General features: G+C 41.8%; 18 protein-coding genes. 12 read left to right on the top strand and 6 right to left on the bottom strand.

Annotated elements, in window-relative coordinates; genetic code table 11:
• The first annotated feature begins 12 nt into the window (after window positions 1–12).
• The 3 genes from murD (at window position 13) to LNTAR_RS14615 (ending at window position 3,536) form a co-directional block, all read left to right on the top strand.
• Window positions 13–1,326, top strand: coding sequence for a UDP-N-acetylmuramoyl-L-alanine--D-glutamate ligase (murD, locus tag LNTAR_RS14625; protein WP_007279499.1), 1,314 nt, complete (start codon window positions 13–15; stop codon window positions 1,324–1,326).
• Window positions 1,323–2,645 carry a LysM peptidoglycan-binding domain-containing protein gene (locus tag LNTAR_RS14620; protein WP_007279498.1) on the top strand — a complete coding sequence of 441 codons (1,323 nt, stop codon included), beginning with the start codon at window positions 1,323–1,325 and terminating at the stop codon, window positions 2,643–2,645. The genes murD and LNTAR_RS14620 overlap by 4 nt, the downstream gene beginning before the upstream one ends.
• Window positions 2,646–2,717: 72 nt before the next feature.
• Complete coding sequence (locus LNTAR_RS14615) at window positions 2,718–3,536, top strand: 3-keto-disaccharide hydrolase (RefSeq protein WP_007279497.1); 819 nt, start codon at window positions 2,718–2,720, stop codon at window positions 3,534–3,536.
• A 79-nt stretch (window positions 3,537–3,615) separates the two neighbouring features.
• On the opposite strand, the gene LNTAR_RS14610 is transcribed toward LNTAR_RS14615, so the two are convergent.
• From LNTAR_RS14610 to LNTAR_RS14595, 4 genes are all read right to left on the bottom strand, one after another.
• On the bottom strand, window positions 3,616–4,017 hold the full coding sequence (locus LNTAR_RS14610) for a DOPA 4,5-dioxygenase family protein (protein ID WP_202944953.1): 402 nt from the start codon (window positions 4,015–4,017) through the stop codon (window positions 3,616–3,618).
• A 212-nt stretch (window positions 4,018–4,229) separates the two neighbouring features.
• Window positions 4,230–5,702 carry a glutamate synthase subunit beta gene (locus LNTAR_RS14605; protein ID WP_007279495.1) on the bottom strand — a complete coding sequence of 491 codons (1,473 nt, stop codon included), beginning with the start codon at window positions 5,700–5,702 and terminating at the stop codon, window positions 4,230–4,232.
• A 9-nt stretch (window positions 5,703–5,711) separates the two neighbouring features.
• Window positions 5,712–10,253, bottom strand: coding sequence for a glutamate synthase large subunit (gltB, locus tag LNTAR_RS14600; RefSeq protein ID WP_007279494.1), 4,542 nt, complete (start codon window positions 10,251–10,253; stop codon window positions 5,712–5,714).
• A 206-nt stretch (window positions 10,254–10,459) separates the two neighbouring features.
• Window positions 10,460–12,397, bottom strand: a complete 1,938-nt coding sequence (locus LNTAR_RS14595) for an ATP-dependent helicase (protein ID WP_007279493.1) — start codon at window positions 12,395–12,397, stop codon at window positions 10,460–10,462.
• A gap of 200 nt (window positions 12,398–12,597) precedes the next feature.
• Between LNTAR_RS14595 and LNTAR_RS25840 the strand changes: the two genes are divergently transcribed.
• Window positions 12,598–13,146: a thioredoxin-like domain-containing protein gene (locus LNTAR_RS25840; RefSeq protein WP_007279492.1), complete on the top strand. Its 549-nt coding sequence runs from the start codon at window positions 12,598–12,600 to the stop codon at window positions 13,144–13,146.
• Here the strand turns inward: LNTAR_RS25840 and LNTAR_RS14585 are convergent.
• The gene (locus LNTAR_RS14585; protein WP_007279491.1) at window positions 13,143–13,799 is read right to left on the bottom strand and encodes a hypothetical protein; all 657 of its coding nucleotides are present in this window, start codon (window positions 13,797–13,799) and stop codon (window positions 13,143–13,145) included. The two genes, LNTAR_RS25840 and LNTAR_RS14585, sit on opposite strands and share 4 nt — an antisense overlap.
• 68 nt (window positions 13,800–13,867) lie before the next feature.
• Here LNTAR_RS14585 and pepN point away from each other — a divergent pair, with 68 nt between their 5' ends.
• The 8 genes from pepN to LNTAR_RS14550 all read left to right on the top strand — a co-directional run bounded on the left by pepN (window position 13,868) and on the right by LNTAR_RS14550 (window position 23,170).
• The gene (pepN, locus tag LNTAR_RS14580; RefSeq protein WP_007279490.1) at window positions 13,868–16,477 is read left to right on the top strand and encodes an aminopeptidase N; all 2,610 of its coding nucleotides are present in this window, start codon (window positions 13,868–13,870) and stop codon (window positions 16,475–16,477) included.
• A gap of 66 nt (window positions 16,478–16,543) precedes the next feature.
• A complete protein-coding gene (locus LNTAR_RS14575; protein ID WP_007279489.1) occupies window positions 16,544–17,485 on the top strand; it encodes an aldo/keto reductase in 942 nt (313 codons plus the stop codon).
• Window positions 17,486–17,790: 305 nt separating this feature from the next.
• The gene (locus LNTAR_RS14570; protein WP_007279487.1) at window positions 17,791–18,894 is read left to right on the top strand and encodes a GSU2086 family protein; all 1,104 of its coding nucleotides are present in this window, start codon (window positions 17,791–17,793) and stop codon (window positions 18,892–18,894) included.
• 33 nt (window positions 18,895–18,927) lie between these two features.
• Complete coding sequence (gene gmhA / locus LNTAR_RS14565; protein ID WP_007279486.1) at window positions 18,928–19,515, top strand: D-sedoheptulose 7-phosphate isomerase; 588 nt, start codon at window positions 18,928–18,930, stop codon at window positions 19,513–19,515.
• A gap of 3 nt (window positions 19,516–19,518) precedes the next feature.
• Window positions 19,519–19,653, top strand: coding sequence for a hypothetical protein (locus tag LNTAR_RS28245; RefSeq protein ID WP_007279485.1), 135 nt, complete (start codon window positions 19,519–19,521; stop codon window positions 19,651–19,653).
• A gap of 88 nt (window positions 19,654–19,741) precedes the next feature.
• Entirely contained in the window at window positions 19,742–21,730 is a 1,989-nt protein-coding gene (locus tag LNTAR_RS14560) for an ABC transporter permease subunit/CPBP intramembrane protease (RefSeq protein ID WP_040915008.1), read from the top strand.
• Window positions 21,723–22,421: an RsmE family RNA methyltransferase gene (locus LNTAR_RS14555; RefSeq protein ID WP_007279483.1), complete on the top strand. Its 699-nt coding sequence runs from the start codon at window positions 21,723–21,725 to the stop codon at window positions 22,419–22,421. Before LNTAR_RS14560 ends, LNTAR_RS14555 begins: the two co-directional genes overlap by 8 nt.
• Window positions 22,421–23,170: a hypothetical protein gene (locus tag LNTAR_RS14550; protein WP_007279482.1), complete on the top strand. Its 750-nt coding sequence runs from the start codon at window positions 22,421–22,423 to the stop codon at window positions 23,168–23,170. Before LNTAR_RS14555 ends, LNTAR_RS14550 begins: the two co-directional genes overlap by 1 nt.
• Before the next feature lie 256 nt (window positions 23,171–23,426).
• Here LNTAR_RS14550 and LNTAR_RS14545 read toward each other — a convergent pair whose 3' ends face one another.
• Window positions 23,427–24,698, bottom strand: a complete 1,272-nt coding sequence (locus LNTAR_RS14545) for an ISL3 family transposase (RefSeq protein WP_238527699.1) — start codon at window positions 24,696–24,698, stop codon at window positions 23,427–23,429.
• Between the last annotated feature and the right edge of the window lie 83 nt (window positions 24,699–24,781).

The raw sequence follows: 24,781 nt of genomic DNA, 5'->3' as shown, positions 1-24,781 counted from the left end.
TGAAAGTAAGCCTTGACTAAATTAGCACGAGAAAAACACCAAGAAATCTTAATTTGCGGGCTCGGTAAAAGTGGCGTTGCTTCAGCTAGGTTAGCCTTGAAACAAGGCTATAAATGTTACTTGAGTGATAGTTCGCTACAGAGTCTTGAGCGTAAAGAAATTCAGCAATTGATTGAAGAGGGTGCTGTGTTCTGTAGTTTACCCTACACACAGGCTTTTGAAAATTGCGTCATGAGCCCTGGTATTAACCCCAAGAGTGAGTTGTACCAAGCAGCAAAAAAGGCCTCGGTCAACTTTATGGGGGAATTGGATTTTGCGGCGAAATTCATGCCTCAGACAAAGTTCTTAGCCATTACGGGGACCAATGGTAAGACAACTTGCACAGAAATGACTCAGCACACACTGAAAAATTTGGATTATGAGGCCGTCGCTTGTGGCAATATAGGTTTGCCTTTAGCGGAAGTCGCCCTTCGAGACAATCAGCCTGACTTTGCAGTAGTCGAGATTAGTTCCTACCAGATTGATCTTCTTAGTTCTTTAAAATTTGATGCCGCAATCATTCTTAATGTGAGTGAAGATCATATGGATCGCTATGGCACCTTTGATAAATACTTAGATTCAAAGTTAATGATACGGAAATTTTGCCACTTTTTAGCGGTTCAGCAGGATGTTGAATGTGCTCAAGCGGATATGGTTTTTTCGATAGGTGACGAAAAAGCAGATTTAATGATCGGGGAAGAATTATTTCAGTACAGAGATCAAAAAATTCCACTCCCAAAGTTTTCGTTTTACGGCAAGCACAATTTAGAAAATGCTCTAGGAGTATTAGCTTTACTCAATTCGCAAAAAATAGATCTTCAAAAATCATTGCTAGCGATGAGTGATTTTACTTGCTCCGAGCACCGCTTAGAAGATTTTGCGACTTATCAAAATGTGCTTTACGTCAATGATTCAAAGTCCACTAACCCGGCGTCATTAATGGTGGCACTAGAGACTTTTGCAGATAAAAATAAAAAAATTGTTTTAATAGCTGGCGGAAGGGACAAAAATATGGATTTATCAGTTGTTAATCCACTGATTTCTAAGTATGTTAAAGAAGTTTTTTCCTATGGTGAATGTAAAGAGAACTTAAAAGCTCTATGGCATACCTTATGCCTCACAAATTTATGTGCGGATTTTGAGGGGGCAGTTCTTGAAGCAATTTCTTGTGCAAAAGAGGGCGACGTCGTTTTACTTTCACCTGGGTGTTCAAGTCTTGATCTCTTTAAATCCTTTGAGGAAAGAGGGAAAAAGTTTAAAAGTTTAGTTCAAAAGGTTAATGAATGAATTTTAAAAAGTTTTTTGTCACAGGCGGATCCGTATTGGGCCTAGTCGTATTGAGTGGTTGTCAGTCCAGTAACTATAGCAACAGTCAAAATCCCTATTTGCTTAGACCTCACGAGGATTTACCTCCTGTTGCCGTTGAGCCACAAGAAGCAGCTCCAGAAGTTGATACGAACGTTGTGGTTGAAGAGCCCGTTGATGAAGTTCAAGGTATTGGAATTGGTGACGTAGAAGTGAATGAAGTTGCTAATGAAGAACCACTCCTTGAAGAACCGGACGTAATTGAAGAGCCTGTTGAGCCGGACACTGCCATTGCAGAAGCTCCTGCGGAAGATCAGTACTACACAGTGGTTCGTGGTGATAGCATTTGGAAAATAGCCACAAAATATGGCGTTTCTCAAAAATCATTAGTTAATGAAAATGGCATCGATATTAAGAAACCACTTCTCATTGGTCAAAAACTCAAGCTCCCAGCAGGTGCTCTTTCTGAGCCAGATCCAATGCTCATTGAAGAAGCTAGGAGAAAGCAAGGAAAAAAGTCCTCCAAGAAAGGCGTCGCCAAGACCTCCAACGGCGGCACATACACCGTAAAGAAAGGCGATAACCTCTGGACGATCCCAGGTAAATTCGATGTTAAACGTAGCACTTTTATGGAAGCTAATGGCTTTAGTAAAGATACAGTGATCTATGTTGGTCAAAAAGTAGTTATCCCAGGGAAGTCAGGTAACCTTGATTCATCTTTCTCTTCTAGTTCATCATCTTCAAGCTCAAGTTCTTACTCGAGTGATGCTGTAGCCTCTGGCGATACTTACGCAGTTCAAAAAGGTGATAATCTTTGGACGATCCCCAAGAAACTCAATGTAAATCGCGCTGACTTCATGGCAGTGAACAACTTTGATTCATCGACTGTTTTACAGATTGGTCAGAAAGTGAAAATTCCTGGTAAAGGAAATAACACTGTGTCAGAAACGGCTGTGGCTGATAATAACTCAAGTGATGCAGGATTATTTGATACGGCTCCAACTACAGAGTCTTTAGCTGAACCGACAACAGAAGCAAGTCCAGAAGCGACAGAAACTGATGCTGTAACAGGTGAAACTCCTGCAACAGATCCAACAGCTACAGAAACGGCTCCTGCAGTGGCTCCAGCTGAACTCAGTCATAATACTTACACTCTAGAAGTGAGTGATGGCGAAACTCTTGAAAGTATTTCTTTGATTTACTCAACTAGCCCTGAAGAGATTAAGAAGTATAACAAATCTATTCAGTCAAATGCGGATCTTAAACCTGGAATGAAGCTCACGCTTCCTTTTAAGGAATAGTTCACGTACATACCACTTTGAGGCAAGCTTCGGCTTGCCTTTTTTTGTCATTAAGTTAACAGGATATATAACATGAAAAAAATGCTTTTACTCAGCCTCTTTGCCCTATGTGCTAACGCAGCGGAATATGAAATCTTAGATGAAAACATTCGCAATCCCAAGCAAACAAATCTCAATGGTTTTAAAAATACACCCCTGCAACCGGCGCCTAATGAAAAATGGCATGTACATGACCCCGATAGAACACAACCACCAGTAGCCGAGCCAAAATATGATGGAAAACCCGTCCCCGCACCTGCCGATGCTACCGTGTTATTTGATGGTTCAAACTTAGACAATTTTAAAAACAAGAAATGGAAGCTTGTTGATGGAGCAATGCAGGTTGTTCCCAAGGCCCGTGATCAATTTACTAATGATAAGTTTGGTGATATTCACCTTCATGTGGAATGGATGGTTCCAGCTGGAATGAAAGGTTGGCATCAACAACAAGGAAATAGTGGAGTTTTCCTTATGGGCCGTTATGAGGTTCAAGTACTCAATTGCTGGGCCAATAGAACTTACCCTGATGGTATGACGGGAGCCATTTATGGTCAGCAGCCACCAGCCTTTAATGTTTGCCGTAAGCCGGGTGAATGGAATTCTTATGATATTCATTTTAAGGCACCTGTTTTTGAAGGTAAAAAACTCGTAACTCCAGCGTATATCACAGTTATTTTTAATGGTGTGAAAATTCACGATAACTACGAGATTAAAGGTGGAACTCATTACCGTCGAGTTGCTTCTTATTCAGCGCATGGCCCCAAAGATCATATCCGTCTTCAAGACCATGGTAATCCCAATATGTTTCGCAATATCTGGGTAGCCCCACTCAAGATGAAGTTGGGTAAGTAAGAGTACTTAACTCAATATTAGATCGACAAAAAGTCTTTGCGGAAAACGCAAGGGCTTTTTTGTTTTTTAGAGGGAATTGCTAATGCTCAAAAATTTTCAAATCGAGCTCTAGTTTCTGCCCGAGCCATTGGGCGTGTTCGCTATGGTCTTGGTAGTTATCTCCGGAGAGGGGATGAATTAAGATAGATAAATCTTGGCGATTTGATTCGAGCCAGTTGATGAAGGTCTCAAAGTCATTTGCGGTAAACGCAACTTGGAACATCCATTGAGTATGGGGCCCAACGGGTTTAAGGTGAATTCTTCCCAAATCAAAATTAAATTCTTTATCAATACTCGTATAAATCTGCTGAGCTAAGCTTTCCGTACTATCGTTAAAATAGACGTGAGCGTGATAACTTTCGTAGTTGTTAATGGGACGTGGAGAAGAGTTCATTGTTGACCTATGAATGTAATTACATTTAATATAGAGATGTTTTTTCATTTTGAAATTTAGTCATTGTCTAGAATGATGAAAGGCTGGCTGGAAGCCCGCGATCCCAGGGGGCTTGATAAAAGAGCGAGCTAGAAGCCCGCGATGGCAACCGCTAGCCTCTGTTAAGCGATAAAAAGTCTTACTTGTTTTACTTATATCCTAAACACAAAAAAGCCTTTGCGGAATCCGCAAAGGCTTTTTTTAGAATGACTTAGTGAGTATTATACGCGAGGTAAATCCCATTCAGCATCTTTTTGTGGTAACTCTGAGTGACCCATGAGGAAGCGATCTACTTGGTGAGCCGCTTCGCGACCCTCAGAGATTGCCCATACAATGAGTGACTGGCCACGACGAACATCACCTGCAGCGAAAACGCCAGGTACGCTTGTCATATAAGTCTTTTCGTCAGCTTTTACATTGCCACGAGGATCGAGGTCGAGCTTGAGGTCGCTGACCATTGTGTTGGTCTCAGGACCCGTGAAACCGAGTGCAAGAAGGGCGAGTTCACAAGGCCATTCTTTTTCAGTGTTAGGAACTTCTTCGATTTTGAAACCACCATTTTCGCGGTTTACAGTCACTTCAGTAGTTACGAGACCCTTGAGTTTACCGTTCTCGTCACCGACGAATTTCTTTGTAGAAATACTCCAAAAACGCTCGACACCCTCTTCGTGAGAAGTAGAAGTACGTAAACGCATTGGCCAGAAAGGCCAAGGTTGACCAGCAGGACGATCAGTCGTTGCTTTGCCCATGAGTTCGAAGTTAGAAACGCTTTCAGCACCGTGACGGATAGAAGTACCGATACAGTCAGAACCTGTATCACCACCACCGATCACGATAACGTTTTTATCTTTAGCTGTGAGGTTAGTTCCGAGTTTATCTTCGCTATCACCCGCGTTTCTGCGGTTTTGCTGAGGAAGGAAATCCATAGCTTGGTGAACGCCTTCTAGATCAGCGCCTTCAATAGGAAGTGCACGTCGAACTGTTGCACCAGCACAGATGATAACAGCGTCGTATCTCTTAAGGTCTTCCGTTGGGAAGTTAACGCCAACTTCAGTATTGATGTTGAAGTCAACACCTTCTTCTTCCATGATTTTAACGCGACGGTCAATAACCCATTTTTCCATTTTGAAATCAGGAATACCGTAGCGAAGAAGTCCACCGATGCGATCATCACGCTCAAAGACTGAAACGAGGTGACCCGCACGATTGAGTTGTTGTGCAGCTGCTAGACCTGAGGGGCCAGAACCAATCACGGCAATTTTCTTGCCAGTACGTTCTGTTGGTGGCTCAGCTTTAATCCAGCCTTCAGAGAAACCTTTTTCAACGATATTCTTTTCGATATTTTCAATGGTGATCGCCGGTTGGTTAATAGTCATGACACAAGCTTCTTCACAAGGAGCTGGGCAGAGACGACCAGTGAACTCAGGGAAGTTATTTGTGCTATGGAGACGCGCGAGGGCGTCTTTCCACTGACCCGTGTAAACGAGGTCATTGAAGTCGGGGATCAAGTTGCCTAAAGGACAGCCTGAGTGACAGAAGGGAATACCGCAATCCATGCAGCGTGCACCTTGAGTTTCGAGCTCTTCTTTTTTCATTGGCTCAGTGAATTCGTTGTAGTGTTCAATACGTTCTGCTGGAGGACGCTTCGCTTCTACTTGACGATCAAATTCTTTAAATCCAGTTTTTTTACCCATGATAATCTCCTATACCTGCGCCGCTTCTTCTTGTTCACGAGCAATTCGTTCGAGTGCGCGTTTGTAATCGTGAGGCATCACTTTAACAAATTGTCCGACTTTAGCATCCCAGTTATTGAGGATGTCTTCGGCTACGGGACTATTTGTGTAGTTGAAGTGATTTGTAATTAATTGTTTAAGTTCAGTTACGTCTGCTTCGACTTCGACTTTTTCGAAACCAATCATTTCCATGTTGCAGTTGAGTTCTTTGAACTTGTTAGTGGGGTCGAGTACGTAAGCTACACCGCCACTCATACCAGCTGCGAAGTTACGTCCAGTTTCACCGAGGATAACGGCAACGCCACCAGTCATGTATTCACAACCGTGGTCACCAACGCCTTCAACGACGGCTTTTGCGCCAGAGTTACGAACGCAGAAACGTTCACCAGCAATACCGTTGATGTATGCTTCACCAGTTACCGCACCGTAGAGAGTTACGTTACCCGTGATGATGTTATCTTTAGCAACGTAAGTTGCTGTCTTAGCGGGCTTAATAATGAGTTTAGCACCTGATAAACCTTTACCGAGGTAATCGTTTGTTTCACCTTCAACTCTCATGGTGAGACCTTTTGTTGAGAAAGCACCGAATGATTGTCCCGCAGAACCGTGAAAAGTCATATCGATGGTATCTTCAGGGAGACCTTCTTTACCGTAGATTTTTGAGATTTCATTTGAAAGGATGGCACCTACAGAACGGTCAGTGTTGCAAGTATTAATCTCGAAACTTACTTTTTCTTGCTTCTCAATCGCCGCTTTGGTTTTCTCTAAAAGAGTGAAGTCAATCACTTCGTCGAGTTCGTGATCTTGTACTTCAGTATTGAAGAGTTTAGTTCCTTCAGCAACTTCTGGTTTATAGAGAATCTTGCTGTAGTCAAGGCCTTGAGCCTTGTAGTGATCGATAGCTTTACGCATTTCGAGTTTCTCTGATTGACCGACCATTTCAGAAATAGTGCGGAAACCGAGCTCAGCCATGATTTGACGGAGTTCTTCAGCAACAAAACGCATGTAGTTGACAACGTGCTCAGGTTTACCTTTGAAACGCTTACGCAATTCGGGATCCTGAGTTGCAATACCTACTGGGCAAGTATTGAGATGACAAACACGCATCATGATACAGCCAGAAGCAACGAGTGGAGCCGTAGCAAAACCAAACTCTTCTGCACCGAGAAGTGCGGCAATCGCAACGTCGCGACCTGTTTTGAGCTGACCATCGCATTCGAGTACGATTCGGTTACGGAGGTCATTCATAACGAGTGTTTGTTGAGCTTCAGCAATACCGAGTTCCCAAGGAAGACCACAGTGTTTGAGTGAAGTAAGTGGAGATGCACCCGTACCGCCATCGAAACCTGAAACGAGGATGACGTCAGCTTTTGCTTTGGCAACACCAGCAGCAATTGTACCTACGCCAACTTCAGATACGAGCTTAACGTTGACGCGAGCTGTGCGGTTAGCATTTTTGAGGTCGTAGATAAGTTGAGCCAAGTCCTCAATCGAGTAGATATCGTGGTGAGGAGGAGGAGAAATAAGACCTACGTAAGGAGTTGAGTTACGGCATTCAGCAATCCATGGGAAAACTTTTTCACCAGGAAGTTGACCACCTTCACCAGGCTTAGCGCCCTGAGCCATTTTAATCTGAATCTCATCAGCATTTGTGAGGTAGTGAGAAGTTACACCGAAACGGCCAGAAGCAACCTGCTTAATAGCCGAACGACGCCAGTCGCCATTTTCGTCTTTTTCGAAACGAGCTGGATTTTCTCCGCCTTCACCTGAGTTTGACTTGCCGCCGATGCGGTTCATGGCAATTGCGAGGTTCTCGTGAGCTTCAGAAGAGATCGAACCGTAAGACATCGCACCTGTTTTGAAACGTTTAACGATTTCAGTCCAAGGCTCAACTTCTTCAAGTGGGATTGGATTTTGATCTCTGAATACCATGAGGCCACGAATTGTCATGAGACGCTCAGATTGATCGTTGATCATTTTGGCGAATTGCTCATAAGATTGTGGAAGATTGTCGCGTACAGCTAACTGAAGGCGAGAGACTGTGTGCGGGTTGAACATGTGACGTTCACCATTACGGCGCCACTGATAATCACCACCGACGTTGACTTCGATTTTACCTGCAGTTTCCTCAGTTGGGAAAGCTTGTTTGTGGCGTTTTACAGTATCTTTATGGATTTCACTCAAATCAGCACCCTCAATACGAGTCGCTGTGTGAGTGAAGAAACGATCAACAAAATCTTTTTTGAGACCGAGGATTTCGAAAATTTGTGCACCGCGGTAAGAGTGAAGGGTAGAGATACCAATTTTCGTCATCACTTTTACGAGACCAGTACCAGCAGCTTTGATGTAGTTAGCCACGGCTTTGTCGTGATCTACAGTGAGCATACCTTTGTCGATCATTTCGTCGAGAACTTCGTAAGCCATGTAAGGGTTGATGGCACTTACGCCATAACCGAAGAGGGTAGCGAAGTGGTGAATCTCACGCGCTTCAGCAGTTTCGACAATGATGCCGCATCTAGAGCGACGTCCAAATTTTGTGAGAGCGTGGTGAATGAAAGAAGCTGCAAGAAGAACTGGGATAGCTGCATTCTTTTTATTGACACCGCGATCTGAAAGGATGATGAGTGTTTTACCTGCATCAACAGCATTAATCGCTTTAAGAATGATTTCGTTGAGTGCTTGATCTAATCCATTGACACCGGTATTAGCTTTGAAAAGAATTGGAATCGTAACGGCACGTAAATCTTCTTGATCGAGTGAGCGAAGTTTTTCTAATTCGCCATTCGTTAAGAAAGGAGTTTCAACAGAAAGCTTTTTGCAGTGGAGGCCACCTTGCTCGAATACGTTGTGAGCTGAACCAATCGTAAGTTTGAGAGAAGTAACGACTTCTTCACGAATACCATCGAGTGGCGGGTTAGTGACCTGAGCAAAAAGTTGTTTGAAGTAATCAAAGATTAGACGCGGCTTGTCAGAGAGGACAGCTAAAGGGGTATCTGTACCCATTGAGCCGATCGCTTCTTTGCCCGTCTCGCCCATGGCAGAGAGGATGATTTTTTCGTCTTCTAGGCTGTAGCCGAAAATTTTCTTACGATCCGTGAGAGAAGTTTCTTCCACTTTGTTTTCGAATTCAACTGCTGGGATTTGACCAAAGTGAATGAGGTTGTCTTTAACCCAGTCACCATAAGGCTGAGACTTAACAACGCGGTTTTTGATTTCTGCGTCATCGACAATGCGACCTTCTTCCATGTCTACGAGGAACATACGTCCTGGCTCGAGGCGGCCGTGGTATTCAACATTAGCAGGATCCACATCGACAACACCGATCTCTGAAGACATGATAACGAGACCATCTTTAGTTACTGTGTAACGTGAAGGGCGGAGGCCGTTACGGTCGAGGATAGCACCAATGCAGTGACCATCTGTGAAAGGAATTGAAGCAGGACCATCCCATGGTTCCATGATGCAAGAAGCATATTCGTAGAAGGCTTTTTTCTCATCGGACATGTCTTGGTGTTTTTCCCAAGCTTCGGGAACGAGAGTCATCATCACTTCTGGAAGTGAGCGGCCTGTGTTGACCATGAGTTCTACTGCGTTATCGAGTGAAGCTGAGTCAGAACGACCTTCAATGACAACTGGCTTGATTTTTTCAACGCGATCACCAAAGAGTTCGCTCTCGAAAAGTTCTTGACGAGCACGCATACGGTTGACGTTACCACGGAGAGTATTAATCTCACCATTGTGGCACATGTAGCGGAAAGGCTGAGCGAGGTCCCAAGTTGGGAAAGTGTTTGTAGAGAAACGCTGGTGAACTAAGGCTAAATTAGTCACGAATTCTTCGTTAACTAAGTCAGGGTAGTACTCAGACATATCTTCAGGTTTAATGAGGCCTTTATAGATAATAGTAGTTGTAGAGAAAGATGGGATGTAGAAGAAGTTTTTCTCACACATATCCGATTCGCGGATTTCGTTCTCAACAGCTTTGCGCGAGATGTAGAGGCGGATGCCGAATTCTTCTTCGCTAAGCTCTTCTTCGCCACGGCCAACAAATACTTGCATAACCTTGGGTTCAGTTTCTTTAGCAATTCTACCGAGTGCGTCCGTGTTAACTGGAACTTCACGCCAGCCGAGGAGATTGAGGCCTTCTTCAGTTACAGAGCGTTTGAAAGCGCCCATGCATTTGCGTCTTTGCTCATTATCCTGTGGAAGGAAGACCATACCAACAGCATAGCGACCTTCTTCAGGAAGGAAAATTTCGTTTTTACGACAATCTTTTACGAAGAAGTCATGTGGAATCTTCATTAAGATACCAGCACCGTCACCTGTTTTACCATCGGCACTTACGGCACCACGGTGAGTGAGGCGTACTAAGATCTCTAAAGCATTGTGAATAATTTTGTTGGATTTACGGCCATTCAGGTCGCAAATAAAACCGGCACCACAGTTGTCCTTCTCCATGCTAGGAGAGTACAAACCGAGGTCTTGAGTATTAAAACCAAGTTGTTTTTTGTCCATAGTTATAATTTATCCATGATGTGTTATATAATATAAATAGCTCGCTAAAATAAAGGTTTGCTCTTTTTTTGCAATAGCTGTTAAAAAATTAACAGCCTAAAACCATGTCATGTTTTAAAAAATGTTAGTTGTCAACAGCTTGTGTAAGTTATTAGCTAGTTAAATGTATGCTGATTTTACGAAATTCACTTATGGAAAAGGGAAAATTAGTCATAAAAAGGAATGTAGGTCAATTCGTCCATATCAGACTGTGCTAAAGCAGTGCCAGGACGATCTTCACTGACGTAAGTAAGTTCTTGGAAGTCATTGTTTGATTTAGGTTCGATAACAATAGTGTTTTGTGTGTGCTTTGTTTTGTGTGTGCTTTGCTTGAGTGTCACTAGGTTTTCAAGGAATCGAGAGCTTTCACGAAGTTCTTTTGAGTTTTCTACGTAGAGTTTGAGTTGTTTTTTTGCTCGGGTTATAGCGACGTAGAGTAGGCGTCTTTCCTCTTCAATATTCTGCGAACTTTGGAGTGGTATGGCACCTTCGTTTACGGCCAGGATATGAACGCTTTGCCATTCCTTGCCTTTTGCTGAGTGAATAGTAGAGAGAGTGAGGAGTTCGTCGTGATCTGTGTGATCGACTTCCATATTGAGGATGATGTCGGTATAGAAGTCATCCCAATTTTGCGCTTTACGCAATTCTTCCGATATGGTGTAGATGTCTTTGAGTTTTTTGCGGTTATCTTCCTTGAGGTTGAAGATCAGTGGAGTGGTGAAGTCGATCAATTCTTCAAGGTTGTTTTTGTTAATAGCCATTTTTTGAAAGCTTATTAACTCATGTACTGCATCATGAGATTTTGTTGGAAGTTTAATATCTTTCAGTTGTTTTCCATTGGAGATTTCTAGGAGGATTTTTTCGACTGTTTTTGGGCCTAGGCCTGGTATGATTTCGAGGCATTGGTTAAGAGCTAATTGATGGACTTCTGAGCTGAAAACGAAGGAAAGTGCAGCGGCAAATTTTTTGATGTGGCTTTTGTCAGTAATTTTTTTACTGCCAAATTTTTTGTAGGGTATACCCTGTCGGGTGAGTTCCATTTCGAGTCTTAGGCAGTGCAGAGTTGAGCGATAGAGGATGGCCTGTTGATCAAATTTTATGCCTTGTGAACGTTTGAGATAAACATCTTTGCAAATTTCTTTTTCACTCGTTTTGTGATAGGAACTGAAAAGAATGTCGGGGTCTTGTCCTTGGCTATCGAGTCCGGAACGGAGTTTCTTTTGGATGACGCCTTTTGCCATAAGCATGGATTTGTTGGCGAAATCGAGAATTTGTTGCGTGCTGCGATAGTTTTCTTCTAGAGTCAGGGATTGGGCTCCAGTGAAGTCTAGGCTGAATTGCGATATTTGTTCAGGTAGAGCACCGCGAAAGGAGTAGATGCTTTGGCAGTCGTCGCCGACGGCCATGATGTTGTCGTGTTGCTTGCAGAGTTTTTTGAGGATGTCGATTTGCAGTTTGGAGGTGTCTTGGTACTCGTCAACCAAAATGTATTCGCACTGTTGAGCTAAGCTGAGGTTTGGCCCTTCAAGGGCTTTGGACCAAGTACAAAGGATATCGTCGTAATCGTAGGCTTTGAGTTTGTTTTTGTGTTGGCAGTAATTGGCCTTGAGTTTATGTATGAGTTCTGAGTGACTGAGCCAAGACGGGAAGTGGGCAGCGATAATTTTAATTTCTTCTTCCATGGTATTTGTACAGAGGGAGAAGAATCGCATAAACTCGCGTGGTGAGTATGAGCTGATAGCCTCGAAACATTTCTTTTTTAGTTCTTTGCGAATGAATTTGGCTTGTGATGTATCGTCAAAGATTCCCGATAAATTGTTGAGTATGCCGAGGTTCTTTAAATCATTGAAAGCAATAGAATGAAAAGTGCCTGCCAGTACAGGGCAATCTTGATCCATAAGCCGGTCGATGCGCTGTTTCATTTCTTCAGCCGCTTTGCGAGTGAAGGTAAGCATGAGGATTTTATGGGCGGGAACTCCAGACTGAATTAGTTTGGCAACACGGCAGCATAGGGTGTGGGTTTTTCCTGTTCCTGCTCCAGCTAATAAGAGCAGTGGGCCCGTTTTGTGTTGAACGGCTTTTTCTTGTTGGGGATTTAAATCCATTGACGACTCACCTTAGATAATCTTTTATAAGCTAATATAAGTATGCTAAAATAGTAGCTGATAGTAAAGTTTTTCTAGGCTTTGTGGCTTAAGTTTAAGTGAATTACTTGTTATTTCGCATATTTCAGACAAAATGATAAAAGTTAGGTACACGGATTTTGTTCGTGTGAAGGATTTAGTTACAAATAAGAGGAAGGTTTATGAATAAAGTACTTATAATTTTAGCTGTGGTTTGCGGCTTTATGTTTTTTAGTAGTCAATCCAAAAAGAAAACGGATTCATCCGTGTCGAATGGTGGAGGAGATAAGTATCCCATCTCCAAGCTGTACACTAGCGTTGTGGATAAAAGTGGTAAGGCGGTGGCTAATCATGGTTTACAGGATCGTGGTTATGTGCTCGTTTATTATTCAGCCTCTTGGTGTCCGCCTTGTCGTCAGTTCACACCGATTTTAGATAAATATTACCAAGAAAACAAGAACAAACAGAATTTTGAAATCTTGCTCGTTTGCGCGGATCGCTCAGAAAAAGAGATGCTTTCATACATGAAAAAAATGTCTTTTAATGCGGTAGATTTTGACAAAATCAGATCGTCTGGATTAGCTCAATTTGCAGGTAGGGGGATTCCCAATTTAACTGTGTTCGACAATTCGGGAAAAGTGCTTTTAGATGGTCGTAAAATGCGTGCAATGGAAGCTTTGGAAGCCTTTAAGAAGTTACCGCGTAAATCAGGTAAAGTTGCCGTCCGTTAAGCAAGGCTAAGAGTGAATTGAAGTCCATCGGGTGAAAAGCATAGAAAACTACCGTTAGAGTTTTTCATAAGAGGTGTGCCCAGCTTTTTGAGCTTTTGGATAGCTTCTTTTTTGATGGATATAATAAGTCCTTGGCCTTTATATTTCGAATTGTCGTGAAGGCCTAGTAGCAAAGGTTTATTGCGCAAAAGTGTCCTTGGATAATCCGAACGCATCGCGTCACAAGTGGCTCCGAGTTGAACCCAGAAATTAATGGAATCGACGTAGTGTTTTGTAGATTGACTGAGTTCTAAAATTGTACAGCTACTTTGATTGGGGAGCTCATGTCTTGCAGTTTTTTCACCTAGAAAAATACTGAGGCCATTGGGGTCAGTAAAAAAGAGCTCAGTATCTCCGTTTTCAGTACTGGAGCAATCAAAGATAATTCCGAGGTCTTGATAATGATTGAAAACATCTTGGTCATTGTGAGCCTCAATGTAAATGCTTGGGATGTTTTGGCAATGATCACGTAACTCTATGCAGGCGGAGCCATCAGAGAATATTTTATCATTAACTTGGACTAAACCAAGAGCGAGATAGAACTGAGTGCTCTCATTTAGCTCTTTTGACTGAGAAAGTATGTGAAATTTATCTAAGCTGAGGTCAGGTTTCATTGTGTACAAAGAATTTTTTGTTGTATTCTATAGACATTAAATTTTATATCAATCAATAAGGCGAAGAAATGAGTCAAGCAAATACAATTTACCTCAAAGACTACCAAGAACCTGATTACCTCATTCCCAAGACACAGTTAACCGTAGAGATTTTTGATGACTGTGCCCGCGTCAGTTCTCGCTTAAGTATTAAAAAAAATCACTCAGGTGAGAGAAGGGAGTTAAAACTCAATGGTGAGAATTTAAGTTTTATTTCAGTGAAATATGTGGGTGAAGAAAGTATTGCTTACGACCTCTGTGATAAGTATTTAACGATTGTTCCTAAGAGTGATGATTTTATCTTGGAAATTGTCAATGAAATAGACCCAAAGAATAATAAAGCCTTAGAAGGCCTCTATCAATCTGGTGATATTTACTGCACACAGAATGAGCCTGAGGGCTTTAGGAAAATATGTTATTACCTCGATCGTTCGGATGTGATGTCCAGTTTTACTACCCGTATCGAAGCTGATAAAGTTGACTTCCCACGTTTGCTCTCCAATGGGAATTTGATTGATAGCGGTGAAATGACGGGAGATCGTCACTATGCAGTATGGGAAGATCCATTCCCTAAACCTTGTTACCTCTTTGCTTTAGTGGCAGGTGACTTAGCGAAAGTTGATGATAATTTTACAACAAAGAGTGGACGTGAAATCGCTCTAGAGATCTTTGTGGATCATGGTAATGAAGATCGCTGCGAACACGCTTTGGAGTCATTGAAAAAGTCAATGAAATGGGATGAAGATCGCTTTGATCTTGAGTATGACTTAGACCTTTACATGATTGTTGCGGTTGATGCATTCAATATGGGAGCCATGGAGAATAAGGGTCTCAATATATTTAACTCAACCTGTGCCTTGGCAAATCCCGACACGGCTACGGATGCTAACTTTTTTCGAATCGAAAGTATAATTGCTCACGAGTACTTCCATAACTGGACGGGTAATCGCGTCACTTGCCGCGATTGGTTTCAATTGACTTTAAAGGAAGGTTTAACTGTTTTTCGCGATCAAGAATTTTCAGCTGATTTAAATTCTCGCGCAGTTTGCCGTATTGAAGATGTACGAGCTTTGCGCGATTCGCAATTTGTGGAAGATGCGGGGCCTAATGCTCACCCAATTAAGCCAGCGTCCTATATGGAGATAAATAACTTTTACACGCCGACCGTTTATGAGAAGGGCGCCGAAGTGATTCGTATGATTCACACAATGATTGGTGAAAGTAATTTTCAGCTGGGCATGAAAAAGTATTTTGATCTCTTTGATGGTAAAGCTGTGACGACTGAAGATTTTGTTCACTCCATGGAAGTTGCTTCGGGTCGAGATTTCAAGCAATTTAAGCGTTGGTATAGTCAGTCAGGAACACCTACAGTTCAAGTGACTTCAAAATTCGATGAAGGTGCAGATACCTTTACATTAACTTTCACTCAGAAACTCAAGAACAAATCTGATCAAGTTTACCATCTGCCAGTTAAGCTTGGCTTGCTCGATAGCAATGGAGAAGAGCTCGAGTTGATTATGCAGGGTAAAAGTTTTGGGACTGAGACAGTACTTGAATTACATACGGATTCTCAGAGTTTTGTTTTTGAGGGCTTAAAAGAAAAGCCTGTACCTTCTTTGTTCAGAGCTTTCTCTGCACCAATTATTCTTGAGATGGAAACAAAAAGAGAAGATTTAGCTTTCTTGCTTTCCTATGATTCTGATAGCTTCAATCGTTATGAGGCAGGTCAGCGCCTCGCCAAGTTAGAAATCGAAAGCCTTTGTGAAGCCTTACGAGATAACAAAGTACCACAAGTCGATCACTTGGTCTTAGATGCCTTTAGTAAACTCTTGCGCTCAGCGAATGCTGATGAGGCTTTTAAAGCCTTAGCTTTCGCCGTTCCATCACTCGTGAGTATTACGGAACAACAAAAAGAGTTCTCTCCAGTGATTGCCCAAAAAGCACGCGAAATTTTATCTCATGCACTGGCTGAGGCCAACGAGGATTATTTAGCGGAGCACTTTAATCGCTACAATGCGAAAGAAAATTACGTGTTTAATGCGGAAAACATGGGATTGAGAAGCTTCAAAAACATGTGCCTTCACTACCTCTTAAAATTACCAAAGGCCGATTATATCTCCTTAGCACAAGATCAGTATGATACGGCGAATAATTTAACGGATCGTTTTGCGGCTTTACAGGCACTATTGCAAACTCAGTCTACGGCTCGTGATGAAGCCCTTGAGCATTTCTATGATTTGTGGAAAGATGACGCCATCGTCATTAATAAATGGTTTGCTGCTCAAGCCGGTGCACCAGTTGGTTCAAGTGATCAATTGATTAAGAAGCTCGAGAACGTGGAAGCTTTTGATATTCAAAACCCCAATAAGGTTCGTTGTCTCTATGGGGCATTTGCCGCGAATTTACCTCAGTTCCACAAAGAAGATGGCTCGGGTTATCATTTGATTGCGGATAAGATTATTGAACTCAATTCTTTTAACCCGCAAATCGCTGCGGGGCTTTCTAAAGCTTTCAAGAAATTTGGTGCCCTCAAAGGGCAGCAGAAAGACTTTATGAAAAAGGCTTTGGAAAAAATCATTGCGGTCGATGACTTATCACCAGATGTTTATGAGATTGTGAGTAAGACTTTAAAAGCCTAAAAACTTGCCTTTTGTGAGCTGGTGGCATTTTGTTCTATCTGGTAGTTAAACTTTAGGTGAAAGATTATGAAATATAGGAACTTAGGCAAGACAGATATATCGGTTTCATCCATTGGGATCGGCGCTTGGCAATTAGGTGGACCTTTGGTCTTGGATGGTGTTCACGATGGACACCCTGACCCAGGAAAAGCCAATGTGATCAAACTCATTAGGGATTTAGGTGAGCTCGGCGTTAATTTTATTGATACCGCAGAACAATACAGTCATGGTGAGAGTGAACGACGTGTTGGAGCGGCAATAAAAGCCGATCGAGATAAATGGGTCGTCTCCACGAAATTTGGTCACAAAGTGGGGGAGGGCAATCGTCGCCATATCGACACGTCACCACAATCAATTATGCCGGCTTTAGAGGATTCTTTAAAGCGTCTGCAAACTGATTATGTGGATGTCTATAATTATCATACCATACCCGACATTGCTCATCTTGAAGAATCCGCTAAGATTTTGCAAAAAGCCAAAGATAAGGGGATGATTCGCGCCTTGGGGATATCGACGACGGATACAGCAATAGTGCGAGAATTGATCAAAAGGGATATGTTGGACGTGGTTCAGTATGTTTCCTCAATCCTTTCTCCTGCAAAAGAAATGCAAGGCTTGATAGAAACTAATAATTTAGGTGGAGTTAGCCGGGGAGTGATGGCAGGAGGCTGCTTGAGTGGACGTTACTTCCACACTAAACTCGAGTGCAAAACAGGAGATCGTCGTTCTTGGGGCGATGAAGATTATTCTCGTTTTAATGTGTTTGAACAATTGATTCCAGAAGGAATGACAATGGCACAGTTGGCTTGTCGTTTTGTTTTAGATCAAAAAGCGAGTCACACAATTATTTTGGGAGCCAAAAATTTGAAAGATTACAAATCGGCAATTGATGCGGTTCATTTAGAATCATTGGATGAAAAACTGAAAGCTGAGCTTAGAACGGCTGCCCATGACTTAGGTTTTGATTAAGGCTTTACACAAAGGTAATTTTGATGAAAGAGTTAGATGATAAGGATTGGGGCAAATACATTCGCTCTGGTTATAGAATATTTTTCGGTTCGGGCGCCGCTTGTCCCCATTAATTAATGAAAGGGGGATACTCACTAGAAGTACTTTCACGCATAATCCTGGCCTCAATTGAACTCTTGGCAGATTTGCATTCAAGAGAGGCTTAATCTTTAGTTTTTCTCTGGAGCAGTCCTGTTAGCGGGGCTTGATTAATAGAAGCCGAATTCTATCTTTTTATTTGAATTAATTAACAGGATATGATCCGCATGAAGTACCCAGAGTTGAACAGGGAAAAACTTCGTATTCTTCCTTTGTCAGAAAGAAAGAATAAAGTAATAATAGCCGAAAGTTACGTTGCCAAAGATGCTGATGCCAATCAGCTTGGTGAACACGGTTCAAAAGTCATGAATAATCTTTTGGCGCGCATTTCTGAAGCGAAAAAAAATGATAAGCCCGTGATCTTGGCCTTTGGGGCGCATTCTATCAAAAATGGTTTAGGACCTGTGCTAATAGATCTAATGGAACGCGGTTATTTGAATCACTTAGCCACAAATGGCGCGGGTGTGATTCACGACTGGGAATTTGCATTTCAGGGCCAGTCGAGTGAAGATGTCAAAGAGTATGTGGACAAGGGGCAGTTTGGGATTTGGCAAGAAACAGGTTATTACATCAATTTAGCGATTAACGTTGGCGCTTACGAAGGCAAGGGTTACGGCGAGTCGGTTGGAGCTATGATCGAGAATGAAGGTTTACAGATTCCTTCTGCCGATGAATTGAAGTCGCGCATTATCGTCTTATCCGAGCAAAATGCTGAAGCAGTTGCGGCCGCCGCAGACTTGTTGAGTATTATTCAAAAATTTGATTTAGAGCCAGGTTTTTTATCTATTCCTCATCCCTACAAAGAGTACAGCGCTCAAGCGGCCGCTTATCGTTTAGGTGTTCCATTTACGAGTCACCCGATGATTGGCCATGATATTATCTACAATCACCCCATGAATCACGGTGCGGCAATTGGTCGTAGTGCTCAAACCGACTTTTTGCGATATGCGCACAATGTTTCCTGTTTGGATGGTGGTGTTTATATGTCTATTGGCTCAGCGGTAATGAGCCCAATGGTTTTTGAGAAATCACTGTCCATGTCACAGAATTTACACATTCAAAATGGCGAGCATATGGATAAACATTATATGGTCATTGTTGACTTGGCAGAGAGCCAATGGGACTGGGCAATTGATGGGGAACCACCGATGGACAACCCTGCTTATTATTTGCGTTACTGTAAGAGTTTTAGTCGTATGGGCGGCACAATGGAATATGTTTGTGCAGATAACAGGGACTTCCTGTTGCATTTATCCCAAGGACTTCTTTAATAAAATAAACAATTTTTAATTCTGGAATCTAATATGTTAAATCACGTTCGTCAGGCATTTGATGACCTCAATACATGCCTAAATCAATTCATTAATGATGAAGAGAATTTTAAACGAATTTGCGATCTTGGCGAAGCTATGGCAGATGCTTTTTCAAATGGAAAAAAAGTTTTGATTGCGGGCAATGGCGGCAGTCACTGTGATGCACTGCATTTTGCCGAAGAATTCACGGGGCGTTTTCGCAAAGAAAGAAAAGCTCTTCCTGCTATTGCATTAGGTGATGGTGCGCACATTACTTGTACGGCGAATGACTATGGTTTTGAGTACATTTTTTCACGCATGGTAGAAGCCTATGGTCAAGAAGGCGATATTTTTATCGGCCTCAGTACCAGCGGTAACTCTGAGAATATCATTAAAGCAATGGAATCCTCTGAAGCGTCTAAAGTCACCACAGTTGGTTTACTTGGTAAAAATGGTGGTAAACTCAAAGGTCGTTGTGACTATGAGTGGATTGTACCTGGTCAAACTTCTGACCGCATCCAAGAAATTCATATGGCAATACTTCACATTTTGATTGAAGTCGTCGAGCGCAAACTGTTTCCAGAAAATTACGAAGGATAAAATATGACGAATCAATTACTTGCCCACGAATCTTTTATGAGCCACAATCACGCTTTTGATAATGCTCAGGCACTTGCAGTCATCGTTTTACTTGCATTAGGTCTTGTGGCCTACTTTTGTAAAAAGCAGTCAATTTAATATTTTTTAAATATTCTTACTCGAATAATCACTTTCCACTCATGTGCGAAGTGATTATTTAGTTTAGTAATAAAGGGATGAAGTTTTTGTGAATTGGAAGTTAGTTCAGCTGATTTTTACTAAGGAGTTACGTGAGTTCGTTCGCGATACACGAACTCTTTTGCTGATGATTTTCATCCCGGCTTTTTTATACCCCGGCTTACTTTTAGTGACGGCGCAAATGCGTTCCGTACAAGAAAGTAAACTTCAGTCTCAGACCTACACGGTTTTTGTGAAAGGGGATGATTTAAATTTATTGTCTAAAGTGGAAAGCGAGAATTTAGTATTCAGTCGAGATGCTGAGCAAGAAGAAACGACTTTACTCAGTATCGAGTTTTCCGAAAATGAATTTTCCGATACAATTCCCAAAATTGCTATTTCTTATGATAGCACAAATAGTCAGTCCCTTTACATTTTGGATATGGTGCAAATTGAGTTCGATCGCATTAATCGAGAGCTCAGGGACGAGAATTTAGAAAAGTTAGGCTTAGAAAAAAGTTTTTTGCGGCCATTGCAAATTGACCTCATTAAAACAAATTCAGAGAAACAAGAAGGGCGCTTCCTTGCAGGGAAAATTCTCCCAGGTTTAATCTTAGTCATGCTAACTGTTGCGGCCGGTTTAATGGCGCAAGAGACCACGGCGGGGGAACGCGAGTCGGGAACTCTAGAAACACTTTTATGTACTCCCGCAAAATACGCCGAAATTGTCGCTGCGAAACTTTTGACTGTAACCACAATAGGTTTTTTGTCGGGCTTACTCAACGTTATTTTTATGGGCATCACTTTTAGTAATATTGGCTACTTGCTCGCAAAAAGTACGACGGGAACAGAGATGGTTTTACCCGAAACTTTTTTGCCTGACTTTGTTTCCTTTCCCATCATACTCGCAGTCCTCGTGGCTTCAGCCTTAACTTTGAGTGCGCTGATAGTCTTTATTACTTCATCGGCCTCAACACGTCAAGAAGCTTCTCACTACCTGAGCCCCATACTCATTCTAATGCTGCTTCCCGTGATGTTTAGTACTCAGCCTGGTGTGGAGAGCTCTTGGCAATTCTCTTTAGTCCCCGGCCTCAACTTTTGCTTGATCTTACAGGACCTCTTTCTCGGGAAATATTACTGGGATCAACTCTGGCTGTTTTTCATCAGTAACTTTATCCTCTTGGCCTTTTTTATTCGCATGACCATTAACCTCTTGCAGAGTGAGTCTTATTGGAATAAAGGTGGAGGCATTGCTGCTGCCTTCAAATTAAAAGACAAGCAGGGTAATCAGCAAATCATTCCTGAAGAAGGCGCGATGATATTTCTCACTTGCGCCGCTTTATTTTTGCTTTTAGGAACGCGCTTACAAACATGGAATGTGGCGCTAGGCTTGCCCTTGTCGCAGTTTTTAATCTTCGTCTTTTTGCCGCTTTATTACCTCAAGAAAACTCGAACAAAATTTACGGATATTTTGAGCCTACGCCCCGGCTCAGTTAAGTTAGCTGTCATTCTCGCTTTCTCCGTTCCCGCAATCATTGTTTTAGCGCAAGGTTTGAAACGCCTATTAACGAAAGCGGGCTTCCCTTCCGACGGCGAAGAGTCAGCTCAAGTTGTGGTCGACATCGTTCAAAATAATGGCCTTGTCGTGGCGCTCTTTATTGTGGCTTTAACACCAGCTATTTGCGAAGAGTTTCTCTTTCGAGGAGTTTTACTCAATGCGAGCAAGGGTTGGAAGACCGCTTCTGCTATCACCCTCAATGGCTTATTATTTGGCGCCTTGCACATGTCAGTGGCTAATATGCCTGCTTTGACTCTCATGGGTGCGTATATGGCTTATATCGTTTGGAAAAGCGGTTCGATTTATCAATCAGCCCTGGTGCATTTTATCAACAACGCTTTAGCAGTGTTATTGATTTATTACTCGACAGAAAAGCTCATTGATGAGGAAAAGTTTACGGCCATCATTGAGCATCCCCTTTGTTTAGGTATTGCTTTTGTCTACATCATTTTTTCACTTATCTCGATTAAAAATTGTAAGCGTGAGTCAGTTGATGCGTAAGTTTTTTTGTGATGAATTGTTCGAGGTGGGTCAATTAGTAAAAATTGATAAAACTGAGTCTCGTCACATTTTGCAAACCCTCAGAATGAAAGAGGGCGATGAATTACTTTTAATGAATGGAGAAGGGCTCTTAGCTGATGCGAAGATCGCAAAAATTGAAGGACGAAACAATTTGTTTTGTGAACTCCTGCAAGTCACGCATGCGCCTCGCCCCAAACTGAAAATCAGCTTATTTGTTGCTCCCCCATCTAACGGAACTCTCGCCTTGATTTTAAAACAAGCGGTAGAGCTTGGCGTTCATAGTGTTTATCTCATGGCCTGTCAATATTCAGTGAGTAAGTCCAAAAAAGAAAAGAATGTCCAAGCCGAACTTATTTCTGCAGCCAAGCAGAGCGGTAATCCCTATTTACCTAAAGTGCTCTCTGGCCTGACTTTTAAAGAAGCTTTAGCCCTAGCTCCTGCTAATAATTTTTATGGAGCGGTACCCAGTGATGATTTCAGTGCTCCCGAAAATAGTATAGGTGAAGCTGGTGTCTGGATTGGTCCCGAAGGTGGTTTTTCTGATAGCGAGCTCCAGGAAATACAAAAACTTCCAGCCTGTCCTTTAGCCATTGGTCCTTATATTTTACGTGTCGAGACAGCAGTGAATTCGGTCTGCTCGGTTTTAATGTCAAAGTATGGTCAAGCATAATGGCAGTTTTTAGTTTAAATACGCCTCAGCTCGACCTCGATCAGTGGTTCAGTAAAAATGAGATTGATCATGCCTGGCCTTTCTCTTTTGAACTCAGTGGAGATCTCTGGGAAGAGCATAAAGAGCAATTAGAGAATTTTTCACGAAAAGATCTCTTACATGGCATCGTCAACCCTTTAGAGGAAGCAAGTTTATCTTCACTGGCGCAGTTAAATGAAGAGCAATTTAATGAGTTTGTTCAACATTCCTTAGCTTATTTTAACTACCTAGCTGACCAGGGCGTTCAATATTTAGTTTTGAAGGCCTGTTTTAATGAAGAAAAAACTCATGTGCACCAAGATGTCCAATCGCGAGTCGTACGCTTTTTCAATGCGATTTTAGAGCAAGAGACCCGCTTAACTTATTATCTTCCCGTCTCAATTAGCACCTTGGAAAATTCACCTCAATTATGCCAGGATGTTCAGTATCTTTATCGATTGATTTCGAGCCCACGTTTAAAGTTCAGGCTCACCATTCCCTTTCCTTATGACTTGAGCCAGTTCAGCAAGTTGAATCGCCTCTTTGCCTTTGAGATCAAGCAATTGCGTTTGCTCTTGCCCGTGGGCTTCAATTCTAAGCTACTTTTTGAAATGATTCGTCAATTAAAATCATTGAACTACGCGGGAAAAATGATCTTCAGTGCGGACGAACCTAAGATGAGCCAAATTGAGTATCTCATCGAAGAGGTCGAAAACCTCTATAAACATTAGTTGAACAATATGACAATTAAACGGTGTAATTACCTTTAATTAGGGCGACTCTATCAAAATGAACATTCAAACTTTACACTAAATATTCCCTAGTGTTTACGAGAACTTTACATAAGCTACCAAACAACTCTCATGTCACACCTATATGTTTTTATTGCTGACTACTTGTAAAAAACATCTTAATCACTTAGCGCCCACTGAGTAATATATATCTTATTGATTATAAGATACATAACACAAAAAAGTGGGTTCTTTCTCACTTTGAGGGGATGAGGTTTGGTATCCCAGTTAAATTTCCTTTAGTGAAATAGAGCATCATTTTTAGATATTCTTTAGATCTAAACCCTCTGGCCCGTCTTTTAACTGCTGAGAAAACGGAATTAATTCCTTCCAATACAGCATTACTTGTTCCGTGCCTCCATCGAGCAATAATTCCATCAAAATGTTTTGTAAGAGATTCGGCAAATTTCTTTAGAGGGTTTAAAAAGTATTTCCACATTTCTTTTTCAGCTTCATTATGAACCCAAGATATCCATGCTTTTAACCCTAACAAAGCTTTGATTTCGGACTTCGTTTTAAAAATATCTTGGAGACTTAAGCGCATTTGGTATGCCATGGCTGTTGCAGTGTTCAGCTCTTTTAATTTTTCTATAGTTTGCTGATCTTTTTCCTTGAGTTTGTCTCTGTTCTTTTGAAATAAACGAGGCTTTTTTAGGAGGTTTCGAATATCACCTTTTGTACGGCGCTCTCTGGAACAAACTTTGCCAATTGCTTTGTTTAAGTTTTGTGCAATATGGAAGTAGTCAAATACTTTACGAGCATTGCGCATATTTGAATCAACGCCACTTTTATAAGAGGGACTCATATCCATGCTAACTTCAGTAATTGCATGAGGGTGACCGTCTTTCAGGTAAAGTTCCTCGGTGAATTGTTCAAAAACTTGTGCATCTTTGCCGTCTGCAGCGAATAGAACACTATGGTTTTCCATATCCACAAAAACACTTACATAACGATGACCTTTTGCGATACTCAACTCATCTACTCCAATTCTCGTGAGTTCACTCCAGTCAAGTTTGGCCCGTTCTTTATCAATATATACTCTTAGAATCCTCCATAATTTTTGATCATCAACTTTCATTAATTTACCTACTTTTGACACGGGCATATGACGCATGAGGGTCAAGGCTAATGCCTCAAAGTCTTTACTGGAATGTTTATTGACACCTTCCCAAGGAGCTCGAATTGTCCACGTTTTTTTACAGGATTTACAAAGGGCACGAGGCAATCGGCATTTTAATACAGTTTTATAAGTCCACATTTGTAGATGATCCCATAGCCTTTCATTTGCATGATCTTTTATAATTAAATCGGTTCTCTTACAACAAGGGCATTCCATACCTTCTAAAAGTTTAGCTGTATCTTTAATTGTCACTTCAATACATGATTGCTCTGCCAAAACTTCTAGTTTACTAACTTCCCATTTATCCCCGAGATTTAACATTTCTGCAAAAAGTTGTTCGGTCATCATTAGCTCCTATTTTGATAAGCTTAACAATACTCCTTGGAGCATCTATCCACAAAAAATGAGAAAGAACCAAAAAGTGCTATATT

It is taken from the genome of Lentisphaera araneosa HTCC2155, from assembly GCF_000170755.1.
Lineage (GTDB): Bacteria > Verrucomicrobiota > Lentisphaeria > Lentisphaerales > Lentisphaeraceae > Lentisphaera > Lentisphaera araneosa.
The sequence above is the reverse complement of the archived record's forward strand: the minus strand, read 5'-3'. Positions and strand labels throughout refer to the sequence as shown.

Bases quoted from the DNA above. Each gene is read 5' to 3' on its own strand.
- LNTAR_RS14545 (WP_238527699.1), bottom strand. From the start codon at position 24,698: ATGATGACCGAACAACTTTTTGCAGAAATGTTAAATCTCGGGGATAAA.
- LNTAR_RS14610 (WP_202944953.1), bottom strand. From the start codon at position 4,017: ATGAAAAAACATCTCTATATTAAATGTAATTACATTCATAGGTCAACA.
- LNTAR_RS14620 (WP_007279498.1), top strand. From the start codon at position 1,323: ATGAATTTTAAAAAGTTTTTTGTCACAGGCGGATCCGTATTGGGCCTA.
- gltB (WP_007279494.1), bottom strand. From the start codon at position 10,253: ATGGACAAAAAACAACTTGGTTTTAATACTCAAGACCTCGGTTTGTAC.
- LNTAR_RS14615 (WP_007279497.1), top strand. From the start codon at position 2,718: ATGAAAAAAATGCTTTTACTCAGCCTCTTTGCCCTATGTGCTAACGCA.
- LNTAR_RS14585 (WP_007279491.1), bottom strand. From the start codon at position 13,799: ATGAAACCTGACCTCAGCTTAGATAAATTTCACATACTTTCTCAGTCA.
- LNTAR_RS14595 (WP_007279493.1), bottom strand. From the start codon at position 12,397: ATGGATTTAAATCCCCAACAAGAAAAAGCCGTTCAACACAAAACGGGC.
- LNTAR_RS14575 (WP_007279489.1), top strand. From the start codon at position 16,544: ATGAAATATAGGAACTTAGGCAAGACAGATATATCGGTTTCATCCATT.
- LNTAR_RS25840 (WP_007279492.1), top strand. From the start codon at position 12,598: ATGAATAAAGTACTTATAATTTTAGCTGTGGTTTGCGGCTTTATGTTT.
- LNTAR_RS14570 (WP_007279487.1), top strand. From the start codon at position 17,791: ATGAAGTACCCAGAGTTGAACAGGGAAAAACTTCGTATTCTTCCTTTG.
- gmhA (WP_007279486.1), top strand. From the start codon at position 18,928: ATGTTAAATCACGTTCGTCAGGCATTTGATGACCTCAATACATGCCTA.
- LNTAR_RS28245 (WP_007279485.1), top strand. From the start codon at position 19,519: ATGACGAATCAATTACTTGCCCACGAATCTTTTATGAGCCACAATCAC.
- LNTAR_RS14550 (WP_007279482.1), top strand. From the start codon at position 22,421: ATGGCAGTTTTTAGTTTAAATACGCCTCAGCTCGACCTCGATCAGTGG.
- pepN (WP_007279490.1), top strand. From the start codon at position 13,868: ATGAGTCAAGCAAATACAATTTACCTCAAAGACTACCAAGAACCTGAT.
- LNTAR_RS14605 (WP_007279495.1), bottom strand. From the start codon at position 5,702: ATGGGTAAAAAAACTGGATTTAAAGAATTTGATCGTCAAGTAGAAGCG.
- LNTAR_RS14555 (WP_007279483.1), top strand. From the start codon at position 21,723: ATGCGTAAGTTTTTTTGTGATGAATTGTTCGAGGTGGGTCAATTAGTA.